Genomic DNA, 12,939 nt, shown 5'->3' with positions numbered 1-12,939 from the left:
TAAACTATCATCATTAGTCTAAAAGCCATTAAATATTATAATTATAATAATTAACAAAATAATCCAATAAAGTTAATCTTGAATATCATTATTTCATCACCATCTGTTAGTTTCAATTATTATACTAAATGGATTATTTATAAAAAATTGTGAAGAAGTTCCCATAATTAACTAAATAATTTTTCTGTATAAAAAAAACTTGATACTGTATAACAATACAGTATAATGTATATCCATATCCTAACTCATTGGAATTTTATAATATGAACGAAAACAAACAACGCGCACTTTCAGCTGCATTAAGTCAAATAGAAAAACAATTTGGTAAAGGTTCAATTATGCGTTTAGGCGATACCCAAACGTTAGATGTGGATGCGGTATCTACTGGTTCTTTAGGGCTAGATATTGCATTAGGTATCGGCGGCTTACCAATGGGCAGAATCGTTGAAATTTTTGGACCAGAATCATCAGGTAAAACTACACTTACTTTATCTGTTATCGCGCAAGCACAAAAAGAAGGTAAAACTTGCGCATTTATTGATGCTGAACATGCACTTGATCCAATTTATGCTGCAAAATTAGGCGTGCAAGTCGATGATTTATTAATTTCTCAACCCGATACAGGAGAACAAGCGCTTGAAATTTGTGATGCCTTAGTTCGCTCTGGTGCAGTTGATGTTATTATTGTCGACTCGGTTGCTGCTTTAACACCAAAAGCAGAAATTGAAGGTGAAATGGGCGATTCACATATGGGATTACAAGCCCGTTTAATGTCACAAGCATTACGTAAGCTTACCGCAAATATCAAAAATGCAAATTGCTTAGTTGTATTTATTAACCAAATTCGAATGAAGATTGGTGTTATGTTTGGTAATCCCGAAACAACAACCGGTGGTAATGCACTTAAATTCTATGCATCAGTACGTTTAGACATTCGCCGTACAGGCTCAGTAAAGGAAGGCGAAGATGTTATTGGTAGTGATACACGTGTAAAAGTAGTTAAAAATAAAGTTGCAGCACCTTTTAGACAAGCCGAATTTCAAATTCTTTATGGTTGCGGTATTTCTAAAGAGGGTGAATTAATTGACTTAGGAGTTAAACATAAATTAGTCGATAAAGCTGGCGCATGGTATAGCTACAATGGCGAAAAAGTGGGGCAAGGTAAAGCTAACTCAATTAAGTTTTTTCAGGAACGTCCAGAAATCGCTAAAGAACTTGAAACTAAACTACGTGATTTATTACTTAATAGCCCAGCAGTTTTTACGGCTGATGACGAAAATATTTCATCTGAGGATGAAAGCATTGAATAATGAGAAAAAACTCAATAAATTAATCCTAAATAAAGCTGTGCAGTTACTTGCACAGCGCGATCACTCTTCGTATGAGCTAAGCCAAAAAATAACATTTTTTTTTGCAAAGAAACAACAGAGTACAGATGAAGAATCTCAAAGCCAATTAGCCAAACTAAAAATTGAAATACAAGATGTTATTGAGTATTGTATTAATAAAAATTGGATTAATGATGAGCAATATATTGAAAAATATATTGTTATGCGCGCAAATAAAGGCTACGGAAAATATAAAATTGCAATGGAACTTAAACAACGCGGTTTATCCGTTGATTTAAGTCGACAGCTATTGCAAATGGCTAATATCAACTGGGAAGATCTTGCGCATCAGCAATTACTAAAAAAGCTAAAACAAATTAACCATAAAAATAATAATAAAAAACAAAAGTGTATGCAATTTTTAATATCACGAGGTTATACACAAGATGATATTAAAGCTGTACAAGATTTATTGACTTAAATAATTATAATATTTAGAATATAATATATACAATTTAGAAAAAACAATTACAAATAAAGCTCACTAATTCTTTTTTATTTTTTCCTTAATTTACTTGTAATATTAACTAGATCCGCATCAATAGAAGAATATTTACTTTTCAACTTTAGCTGTAGCGGGTATATTACTATGTTTGAAAATCTATCGTTTTATATGGAAGCATAAATGAAAAGTACTGCAGAAATTCGTCAAAGTTTTCTTGACTTTTTCCGTGGCAAAGGACATGAAGTTGTCACAAGTAGTTCCCTTGTTCCACACAATGATCCAACACTGTTATTTACTAATGCCGGAATGAATCAATTTAAAGATGTATTTCTTGGTATTGATAAGCGTTCTTATAGTAGAGCAACGACATCACAACGTTGCGTGCGTGCTGGTGGTAAACATAATGATTTAGATAATGTTGGCTACACAGCCCGACATCATACTTTTTTTGAAATGTTAGGAAATTTTAGTTTCGGCGACTATTTTAAGCATGATGCAATACATTTTGCATGGGAATTATTGACCAGTAAAGAATGGTTTAATCTCCCAAAAGATAGGTTAACCGTCACCGTTTATGAGACAGATGACGAAGCCTATGCAATCTGGGAAAAAGAGATCGGTATACCTAAAGAACGCATAATTCGTATTGGTGATAATAAAGGTGCCCCATATGCTTCTGATAACTTTTGGCAGATGGGCGATACTGGTCCTTGCGGTCCTTGTACCGAAATTTTTTATGATCATGGTGATCATATTTGGGGCGGACCTCCTGGTAGCGCTGAAGAAGATGGTGACCGGTTTATCGAAATTTGGAACATTGTCTTTATGCAATTTAATCGCCATCCTGACGGCACAATGGAGCCATTACCTAAACCGTCTGTCGATACCGGTATGGGGCTAGAACGTATTGCGGCCGTATTACAACATGTTAATTCTAATTATGAAATAGATCTGTTCAAAAAATTAATTAATGATGCAGCCAATGTTATTCAAACTAAAGATTTAGAAAGTAAATCTTTGCGCGTTATTGCTGACCATATTCGTTCTTGTGCTTTTCTAATTTCGGATGGGGTATTACCTTCAAATGAAGGTCGAGGTTATGTATTACGCCGAATTATTCGACGTGCTGTGCGCCATGGGCATATGCTTGGTGCAAAAGATATTTTCTTCTATAAGCTTGTTAAACCATTAATTGATGTGATGGGGAGCGCAGCGGTTGAACTAGAAACTAATCAAAAATTAGTCGAAGACGCACTCAAAATTGAAGAAGAACAATTTTTAAAGACCTTGGAACGCGGGTTATTTTTACTCGATCAAGAATTAGCTAAACTAACAGGTGAAGTATTGCCTGGCGATATTGCATTTAAACTTTATGATACTTACGGCTTCCCGCTAGATCTAACCGCTGATGTATGTCGTGAAAAAAATATTAGTATTGATGAAGCTGGCTTTAATCAATGTATGGAAGAACAAAGAAAACGAGCCCGCGAATCAAGCTCATTTAATGTCGATTATAGCAATGTTATTAAACTTGATGATAAAACTGAGTTTTTAGGCTATCAAGCAACAGAATCCTCAGGAAAAGTTATTGCTATATTTAAAAATGGACAGAAAGTTGAAAGTATTAGCGCTGGTGATGAAGCTATCGTCATTTTAGATAAAACACCATTTTATGGAGAGTCAGGTGGTCAAATTGGTGATAAAGGCTTATTAACAGCAGCGAATCTTGAATTTAGCATTTTTGATACCCAAAAATATGGTAAAAGCATTGGTCATTTAGGAAAAATCATTAAAGGTTCTTTAAAAATTGGCGATAATATCACTGCAGCTATTGATGTAGAGCTACGAGAACGTATTCGTCGTAATCATTCTGCTACACATTTATTACAAGCCGCCTTGCAACGTGTTTTAGGTAACCATGTTCATCAAAAAGGGTCTTTAGTTAATGACAGCTATTTGCGTTTTGATTTTTCACATAATCAAGCAATTACATCAGAACAAATTATTGAAATAGAGAACTTGGTTAATCAACAAATTCGTCGCAATTTACCTGTAGATATTGAGTTAATGTCAATTGATAAGGCAAAAAATAAAGGTGCAATGGCTTTATTTGGTGAAAAATATGAAGATATTGTTAGAGTTTTAACAATGGGTGATTTTTCAATTGAACTTTGTGGTGGCACTCACGTAGATAGAACTGGTGATATTGGTTTATTTAAAATAATATCTGAATCAAGTATAGCCTCTGGTGTTCGCCGTATTGAAGCAACGTCAGGGCAAAATGCAATGGATTTGATACACCATGAGTCCAATTTATTAGCTCAAATTGGACAAGCTGTTAAAAGTGACAAATCCGCGGTTTTAGCACGTATTGAGCAATTGCTTGATCAAACTAAGCTACTTGAGAGAACAATTGAGCAATTAAAAGCGCAGAAAGCGACTCAGGAGAGTGCTCAATTGCTTAATCAATGCGAAAAAATCAATAATAAAAATTTACTCATCGCTAAACTTGATAACGTCGAAGCAAAAGTACTGCGTACGATGATTGATGATCTTAAAAATCAATTAAAAACAGGCGTCATCATTTTAGCTGCCGTTAATGATAGTAAAATCAATTTAGCAGCTGGTGTTACTAATGATTTAGTCAGTATTATCAAGGCTGGGGAATTAGTTTCGCAGTTAGCACTAAAAGTAGGTGGTAAAGGTGGTGGGCGACCTGATTTCGCTCAAGCAGGTGGAATGGATCTCTCGGCGTTACCAGAAGCGTTATCTTCTGTGAAAAAAGAAATCAGTAATAAATTACAAGCAAGTTAGCCAGATTTACTCAAATATTTTTAATTAAATATTAGAGTTTTTCTGTAAAATTCCGTCTTTCTATCTTACTGATGGGGGCTGACGAAGCTATATCTTAAAAATTGTTTGGATATATACTTAACTGATATTAGGAGATCTAATGTTAATTTTAACTAGGAGAGTAGGTGAAACACTAATTATTGGTGACGATGTAGTCATTACTATTTTAGGTGTCAAAGGTAATCAAGTCAGAATTGGTATCAATGCCCCTAAAGAAGTTTCGATTCATAGGGAAGAGATATATAATAAAATTCATCAACACCAAGATGTAAACGATGGATCATCTGACCTTACAGAGTAATATTGGGTAGTAAATAAACAACTAGCACGCGTAAGCAAAAAAATGTTTGACTTATTTTTTGTAAACCGTAATATGTGCGCCACACATTATGATTTTGTTGTTAAAGCAGAGTCATAATGTTTTGGTGAGATGGCCGAGAGGCTGAAGGCGCTCCCCTGCTAAGGGAGTATGCGGTCAAAAGCTGCATCGAGGGTTCGAATCCCTCTCTCACCGCCATTTAAAAAATTAAAATATGCATCCGTAGCTCAGCTGGATAGAGTACCCGGCTACGAACCGGGCGGTCAGGGGTTCGAATCCCTTCGGATGCACCATTTTAATAAATTCAAAACGCATCCGTAGCTCAGCTGGATAGAGTACCCGGCTACGAACCGGGCGGTCAGGGGTTCGAATCCCTTCGGATGCACCACTTTTTTAACGAACTTACACGCATCCGTAGCTCAGCTGGATAGAGCACTCGGCTTCGAACCGAGCGGTCAGGGGTTCGAATCCCTTCGGGTGCGCCATTTAGGTTGAATCCCGATATAATTCTAGTATACTAAGCTCACAAAATTTAATATCAATAAATCAATCTACTTTTTGATTTATATGTTCTGTTATCTATATTAGAATAACAACAAAGTAGAAAGATATTCCCTAATTAATAATGGACATTATGTATGTTAGACCCAAATTTACTCCGAAATGAATTGGATCTTGTCGCTAATAAATTAGCACGTCGTGGATTTAAATTAGATGTTGATGCTATTCGTCATCTAGAAGAAAAGCGCAAAATATTACAAGTTGAAACTGAGAACTTACAAGCTGAGCGTAACGCTCGCTCAAAAGCTATTGGTCAAGCAAAAGCTCGCGGTGAAGATATCACAGCTGTTCGTGAAGAAGTTAACAAACTAGGTGAAAAACTTAATAGAGCAAAAACAGAGCTTGATATATTACTCAATCAAATTAAAGATATTGCCTCTACTATCCCGAATATTCCTGATGAATCTGTCCCTGATGGTAAAGATGAAAGCGATAATATCGAAATATCACGTTTTGGTACACCAAGGACATTTGATTTTCCTGTTCAAGATCACGTTGCATTAGGTGAACGTTTTGGTGGGCTTGATTTTGCAGCTGGCGTAAAACTAACAGGTGCTCGTTTTGTGGTCATGAAATCACAAATAGCACGCTTACATCGCGCTATCACCCAATTTATGTTAGATTTACACACCGAACAACACGGCTATGCCGAAATTTATGTACCGTATCTTGTAAATCAAGCAACACTTTTTGGTACAGGACAATTACCTAAATTTGCAGGTGATTTATTTCATACTAAACCACTAGATGAAGAAGCAGACAGCAGCAATTATGCGTTAATTCCAACCGCTGAAGTGCCAGTCACTAACCTTGTACGCGATGAAATTCTTGATGAAAGTGTATTACCATTAAAAATGACAGCACATACTCCTTGCTTCCGTTCAGAGGCGGGATCTTATGGAAAAGACACTCGCGGCTTAATTCGTATGCATCAATTTGATAAAGTAGAATTGGTTCAAATTGTTAAGCCTGAAGAGTCTATGAAAGCGCTAGAGGAACTAACTGCTCACGCAGAAAAAGTACTACAATTACTTGAACTGCCATATCGAAAAATTATACTGTGCACTGGTGATATGGGCTTTGGTTCATGTAAAACCTATGATCTGGAAGTATGGGTACCGGCTCAAAATACCTATCGTGAGATATCTTCTTGTTCAAATATGTGGGATTTCCAAGCTCGACGTATGCAAGCTCGTTATCGTAATAAAGCTGACAATAAAACCTATTTAGTACATACGCTAAATGGTTCTGGATTAGCAGTTGGTCGAACGCTGGTTGCCATTATGGAAAACTATCAACAAGCAGATGGCACAATTAAAATTCCATCTGTTTTAGTTCCTTATATGAATGGCGTTGAGTTTATCGGATAAGATAACTACATATCACATAGACAATAGCGCTAATAATTAGCGCTATTTTTTTATTAATTAAGGTAGGTGGAGAAATGATAAAAGGAGTTATGCTTTCAATAATGGCATCATGTTTATTTGGGCTACTTTATTACTATCCTGTTTTATTAAATCCCTTATCTGTTGTTGATATTTTTTGTTGGCGATTATTAACATCCTTTCCTGCAATAGTTGTATTGATCATTGCTGGAAAACAGTGGCCAGCCATAACTGCACTATTTAGCCGAATAAAACAACAACCTCTTCTTTTACTGGGGTTATTATTCTCTTCGGCTTTACTCACAATACAGATGATGATTTTTATCTGGGCGCCACTTAATGGACATGGACTATCCGCCTCACTAGGTTATTTTTTATTACCATTAGCAATGGTGATTTCTGGACAGATCGTTTATAAAGAAAAACTTAGTTTTTTACAAAAAATTGCGGTTGGACTCGCTGTATTAGGCGTTGCTATTGAAATCTACATTACTGGAGCATTTTCATGGGAAACAGCTGTTATTGCCTTGGGGTACCCAATATACTTTATAGTAAGGCGCAAATTGCAAATAGATGGCATTTCTGGCACGTTTTCTGATTTTTTGTTTATCTTCCTAGGGTGCCTTATATATTGTGCTTTAAACTATCGTTTAGACAAAATAATCAGTGATCTTTCTCATTTCCATATTTATATCCCTATGTTAGGTATCATCACTGCGGTTGCTTTTGCAATGTATTTCGTTGCTAGTCGTTTATTGCCCATGGGATTATTTGGCTTAATGGGATACGTGGAACCCGTACTACTAACACTTATTTCAATAGTATTTTTACATGAAACAGTCTCATTAAAGCACATTGTGTCATATGGATTTATTTGGCTATCAGTTTGTATTCTAGCTTTGGAAGGTGGGATTTTTGTTATGCGAGCAATAAAACGTAAAAGAATTTAGTGGATACTAAAAAGGCACAATTCATTGTGCCTTTTGTCGACCTCTTATCTATTATTTACTAAAAGTGACATAATGACCATAACTTTCTATGATGTCTTTGATCCTATCAAGCGTTTCTCTTGGTGGCGCTTCAACCCCTTCCAACTTATATTCATCGCCAAGTGTATCCCATTTATATGCCCCCATTTTATGGTAAGCAAGTAATTCTACACGCTCAATATTGTCCATCCCGTGAATAAATTGACCAAGCAAATGCGCTGAATTATCATCATCGGTCCATCCGGGAACAACTACATAACGTATCCAAGTTCGTTTATTGATTTTTTGTAAATATTTGGCAAACTCAAGAACCCGTTTATTAGGGACACCGACTAATTTTTGATGAATATCATCATTGACTTGTTTTAAATCAAGCATAACTAAATCAGTGACATCTAAAAGTTCATCAACAACATGATCGAGCTGTCTTGCATAACCATTTGTATCTAAACATGTGCTGATCCCCTCTTGATGACAGGCTTTAAACCATTCTGTAACAAATTCAGCTTGTAACGTTGCTTCACCACCAGAAGCCGTTACCCCACCACCATTTGGCATAATAAAACTTTTATAAGAAATAATTTCTTTCATCAGTTCTTCAACTGTGACTTCTTTTCCTGCTTTTAAATCCCAAGTATCACGATTATGGCAATACAAGCAACGCATTAAACAACCTTGAAAAAAGACAATAAAACGGATTCCTGGACCATCAACAGTGCCAAAGGATTCAAAAGAGTGAATGCGACCTTTAATAGGCGATTTTGTTGTCATAATAATATTTTGTTGTTCCATAGATAATCTCTAATCATTGCTCATATTACTTTTAATAATTTTAGCGCCGATAGCATTTGGCTTACACCAATTATATTAATCGACGATAATTATATTTTGTTTAATTATACCGAATAAATACCAACAATATTCAATTATTATCATCATATTGATATTTAATTAAAGTTGTCACCAATATTCTTTATTCTTTCAAACTAGATAAAAAAATAGCGCCCTTAAGGACGCTATTTCGATCAGTTAATCAATTAACTCAACTACATTGCTTGAGTAAATGTACGATTGATTACGTCATTTTGTTGTTCTTTAGTTAATGAGTTGAAGCGTACTGCATATCCAGAAACACGAATGGTTAATTGTGGATATTTTTCAGGGTGCTCCATTGCATCTAATAATGTATCACGATTTAGGACATTAACATTCAGATGTTGACCACCTTCAATTGTTGCTTCGTGATGGAAGTAACCGTCCATTAGGCCAGCTAAATTGCGTTTACGCACATCATCATCTTTACCTAATGCATTTGGAACGATAGAGAAAGTATAAGAAATACCGTCTTTAGCATAAGCAAATGGTAATTTAGCAACAGAGGTTAATGAAGCCACCGCACCTTTTTGATCACGTCCATGCATTGGGTTAGCACCTGGGCCAAATGGTGCACCAGCACGACGACCATCTGGAGTATTACCCGTTTTCTTACCATAAACAACGTTTGAAGTAATAGTTAATACTGACTGAGTAGGGATTGCATTACGATAAGTTTTAAGTTTTTGAATTTTCTTCATGAAACGTTCAACTAAATCAACAGCAATATCATCGACTCGTGGATCATTGTTACCGAATTGTGGATATTCACCTTCAATTTCAAAGTCAGTCGCTAAACCATCTTCATCACGGATAGTTTTTACTTTTGCATATTTAATTGCAGAAAGTGAGTCAGCAGCAACAGAAAGACCGGCAATACCACATGCCATAGTACGAATAACATCACGGTCGTGAAGCGCCATTAATGATGCTTCATAGCTGTATTTATCGTGCATGTAGTGAATAGCATTTAATGCTGTTACATATTGTTTTGCTAACCAATCCATAAAGTGGTCTAAACGAGCAAACACTGTATCGAAATCTAAATACTCATCAGTGATTGGGGCTTCTTTAGGGCCAACTTGCATTTTTAATTTTTCATCCACACCGCCGTTGATTGCGTATAGAAGTGTTTTAGCAAGGTTTGCACGCGCACCAAAGAATTGCATTTGTTTACCCACAATCATTGGGCTTACACAACATGCAATAGCATAGTCATCATTGTTAAAATCAGGACGCATTAAATCATCATTTTCATATTGTAATGATGAAGTATCAATTGATACTTTTGATGCGAACTCTTTAAATCCACTTGGTAATTTTTCAGACCAAAGGATAGTCATATTAGGTTCTGGTGATGGACCCATTGTATATAAAGTATTTAAGAAACGGAAAGAAGTCTTAGTAACTAAAGTACGACCATCAACTCCCATACCTGCGATAGATTCAGTTGCCCAAATTGGATCGCCAGAGAATAATTCATCATATTCAGGAGTACGTAAGAAACGAACCATACGTAATTTCATAACGAAATGGTCAACAATTTCTTGCGCATCTTTTTCAGTAATTAATCCAGCTTCAAGGTCACGTTGGAAGTAAATATCAAAGAAAGTCGACGTACGACCTAATGACATTGCTGCACCATTTTGTGATTTAACCGCAGCTAAATAACCGAAGTAAGTCCATTGCACTGCTTCTTGTGCTGTTTTAGCTGGTGCTGAAATATCGTAACCATATTTAGCGGCCATTTCTTTAATTTGACCAAGCGCACGATGTTGTTCTGCGATTTCTTCACGACGTTGCATAGTCATTGCTAAATCAACACCGTTTTCGAAATCTGCTTGTAATGAATTAAATTGTGCAAATTTATCTTGCATTAAGTAGTCAATACCATAAAGTGCAACACGACGGTAATCACCAATAATACGACCACGACCATAAGCATCAGGAAGACCAGTAATAACACCTGATTTACGACAACGAAGAATATCTGGTGTATAAATATCAAAAACACCTTGGTTATGTGTTTTACGGTATTCTGTGAAGATTTTTTTAACTAAAGGATCAAGAGTTCTGTTATAAGCTTTACAAGAATTCTCGATCATTTTGATACCACCAAACGGAATAATTGCACGTTTTAGTGGTTTTTCAGTTTGTAAACCAACAATTTTTTCTAAATCTTTTTCAATATAACCTGCATCATGAGCAGTAATTGTCGAAATAACACTAGTATCAAAATCCACAGGGGCATGGGTAGCATTTTCAATTTTAATGCCTTCCATTACTTTATCCCATAACTTAGTTGTCGCTTCAGTTGCGCCAGCTAAGAAAGACTCATCGCCCTCATATGGCGTGTAGTTTTTTTGAATAAAATCGCGGACATTAACATTATTTTGCCAATCACCATCTTTAAAGCCTTTCCAAGCAACTGCTTGTACTTCGTTTAAATTACTCATAGTTTTTCACCTCAGGTTTACAAAAATATCTATTTATCCCCATATATATGAGGGTAAATATTATAAAATCAATGTGGCTTACGTAAATATAAAGCCCAATAAGGTAGCGCCACAGCTAAACCACCTAAAATATTCCCTATTGTCACTGGGATTAAATTGTTAAATACAAAATGTGTTACTGTTAGCTCTTTAAATGCATCTGGCGATACACCAACTGCTTGCCAAAATTCAGGAGAAGCAAAATTGTTAATAACAATGCCCATTGGGATCATAAACATATTTGCAATGCTATGCTCAAAACCACTGGCGACAAACATGGCGACAGGTAATACCATAATGAGCATTTTATCGAGTAAACTACGTCCAGCATAACTCATCCAAGCAGCCAAACAAACCATTAAATTAGCGAGAAAACCAAGACACACAGCTTCAATAAAGGTATGATGTAATTTATGATCAGCTGTTTGTAGAACATTCAATCCCCACAAACCATTAGCAACCATATACTGACCAGAAAACCAAATAACTGTGACAAACAGTATAGCACCAATAAAGTTACCGATATAGACCAAAATCCAATTACGGATCATTTTCGCCCAACTCACTTTGCGAGTCATTTTGGGTAAAATGGTTAATACGGTTGAAGTAAATAAGTCCGAACCACAACAAACAACCAGCATCAGTCCTAATGAAAAACAGATACCACCGACCAATTTTGCTAAACCAAAAGTAACGGTTGCGGTTCCAGTTGTTACGGTAATATAAAATACGAAAGCAATAGAGATAAAAACCCCTGCAAGAATCGCAGATAACATTGTGCTACATAAGGGTTTATTTACTTTGTAATTACCAATATCTTCGGCAATTTGGGTCATTTGTGCGGGAGAATAGGAATCTACAAGTTTATCGGTACTCAAACTAACATCCTCAAAAAAACTAGGGTTTTATGAGAGGCATAGTATACTCAAAATTTGAAGCAGATCACGTTTTTTTTATTAAAAAATTTTAAAACTAAAAAAATCACTGTTTATTAAAAGAGTTGCTTATCGTAAAAAATAAGTAAGGCAAGTTTTCTGGAAACCTTATCCACGATGGAAACGTACGTTGTTTATTTATTGTTGCATTCTAACACTAAATTAATAGTTAGATTAGCTTTTTGGTGCTGCAAAAACTGAACTGTTTTTCCATAAAAACAGCCAAGTAGAGCATTGATTTTATTTATTTTTCCGATTAATGATTTTTTGATAAAATCAAGTACTTATAGTGTGTTTTTGGGAGATTTTGTATTTGAATAAAGCCTATGTGGATATGGTTAAGTTTTGGAGATTTTAACCTTTTAGGAAAATAAACAACGTTAGTATCAAAACGCAAAAACTTACCGACCCAAATACCTTTAAGACTGACCCTTTTAATGCCAACCATGCCTTTGACATCGGCAGTCAGAGAAGTGCTTTTTTTTGATTTTCCGTCATTAAAGCGCAAAGCTCGCAGCTCTGCCTTCCCTCCCAAACTGACTCGGGGCTGTTCTTTGATAACTTAGCCAACTACAGTCATATAAGTATCACTGCGCCTTAATGATTAAGAACTCAATGCTAAAAGCTAAGGTGCGGTGCAAATAACACTGAAACTGTCAAAGTCAGAGTCATCGTCGTTGTAGATTACATCGT

Annotated in this window: 10 protein-coding genes and 4 tRNA genes; 10 read left to right on the top strand and 4 right to left on the bottom strand. The window is 35.7% G+C overall.

Going from position 1 to position 12,939, the window contains the following annotated elements:
* Nucleotides 1–263: 263 nt before the first annotated feature.
* From recA to rarD, 10 genes are all read left to right on the top strand, one after another.
* Nucleotides 264–1,310: a recombinase RecA gene (recA, locus tag GYY69_RS00070; RefSeq protein ID WP_174795842.1), complete on the top strand. Its 1,047-nt coding sequence runs from the start codon at nucleotides 264–266 to the stop codon at nucleotides 1,308–1,310.
* Nucleotides 1,303–1,809: a regulatory protein RecX gene (locus GYY69_RS00065; RefSeq protein WP_174795841.1), complete on the top strand. Its 507-nt coding sequence runs from the start codon at nucleotides 1,303–1,305 to the stop codon at nucleotides 1,807–1,809. The genes recA and GYY69_RS00065 overlap by 8 nt, the downstream gene beginning before the upstream one ends.
* Nucleotides 1,810–2,013: 204 nt before the next feature.
* Nucleotides 2,014–4,647: an alanine--tRNA ligase gene (gene alaS, locus GYY69_RS00060; protein ID WP_174795840.1), complete on the top strand. Its 2,634-nt coding sequence runs from the start codon at nucleotides 2,014–2,016 to the stop codon at nucleotides 4,645–4,647.
* 139 nt (nucleotides 4,648–4,786) lie between these two features.
* On the top strand, nucleotides 4,787–4,987 hold the full coding sequence (csrA, locus tag GYY69_RS00055; RefSeq protein WP_065638771.1) for a carbon storage regulator CsrA: 201 nt from the start codon (nucleotides 4,787–4,789) through the stop codon (nucleotides 4,985–4,987).
* A gap of 123 nt (nucleotides 4,988–5,110) precedes the next feature.
* Nucleotides 5,111–5,203: transfer RNA gene (locus GYY69_RS00050), tRNA-Ser, on the top strand.
* An 18-nt stretch (nucleotides 5,204–5,221) separates the two neighbouring features.
* Nucleotides 5,222–5,298 (top strand) — tRNA-Arg (locus tag GYY69_RS00045).
* 18 nt (nucleotides 5,299–5,316) lie between these two features.
* A tRNA-Arg gene (locus GYY69_RS00040) sits at nucleotides 5,317–5,393 on the top strand.
* A gap of 20 nt (nucleotides 5,394–5,413) precedes the next feature.
* Nucleotides 5,414–5,490 (top strand) — tRNA-Arg (locus GYY69_RS00035).
* A 153-nt stretch (nucleotides 5,491–5,643) separates the two neighbouring features.
* Nucleotides 5,644–6,936, top strand: a complete 1,293-nt coding sequence (gene serS, locus GYY69_RS00030) for a serine--tRNA ligase (protein ID WP_174795839.1) — start codon at nucleotides 5,644–5,646, stop codon at nucleotides 6,934–6,936.
* 74 nt (nucleotides 6,937–7,010) lie between these two features.
* A complete protein-coding gene (rarD, locus tag GYY69_RS00025) occupies nucleotides 7,011–7,904 on the top strand; it encodes an EamA family transporter RarD (protein ID WP_174795838.1) in 894 nt (297 codons plus the stop codon).
* Between the two features lie 51 nt (nucleotides 7,905–7,955).
* On the opposite strand, the gene pflA is transcribed toward rarD, so the two are convergent.
* The 4 genes from pflA to GYY69_RS00005 all read right to left on the bottom strand — a co-directional run bounded on the left by pflA (nucleotide 7,956) and on the right by GYY69_RS00005 (nucleotide 12,781).
* On the bottom strand, nucleotides 7,956–8,735 hold the full coding sequence (pflA, locus tag GYY69_RS00020) for a pyruvate formate lyase 1-activating protein (protein WP_238786489.1): 780 nt from the start codon (nucleotides 8,733–8,735) through the stop codon (nucleotides 7,956–7,958).
* Between the two features lie 254 nt (nucleotides 8,736–8,989).
* A complete protein-coding gene (gene pflB, locus GYY69_RS00015; RefSeq protein ID WP_174795837.1) occupies nucleotides 8,990–11,272 on the bottom strand; it encodes a formate C-acetyltransferase in 2,283 nt (760 codons plus the stop codon).
* A 68-nt stretch (nucleotides 11,273–11,340) separates the two neighbouring features.
* Nucleotides 11,341–12,189 carry a formate transporter FocA gene (gene focA / locus GYY69_RS00010; RefSeq protein WP_238786488.1) on the bottom strand — a complete coding sequence of 283 codons (849 nt, stop codon included), beginning with the start codon at nucleotides 12,187–12,189 and terminating at the stop codon, nucleotides 11,341–11,343.
* 313 nt (nucleotides 12,190–12,502) lie between these two features.
* Nucleotides 12,503–12,781 carry a hypothetical protein gene (locus GYY69_RS00005; protein ID WP_174795836.1) on the bottom strand — a complete coding sequence of 93 codons (279 nt, stop codon included), beginning with the start codon at nucleotides 12,779–12,781 and terminating at the stop codon, nucleotides 12,503–12,505.
* Between the last annotated feature and the right edge of the window lie 158 nt (nucleotides 12,782–12,939).

It is taken from the genome of Gilliamella sp. ESL0250, from assembly GCF_013345045.1.
GTDB classification, from domain to species: domain Bacteria; phylum Pseudomonadota; class Gammaproteobacteria; order Enterobacterales; family Orbaceae; genus Gilliamella; species Gilliamella apicola_H.
Note: the sequence above shows the minus strand (reverse complement) of the source record. Positions and strands in the feature narration are given on the sequence as shown.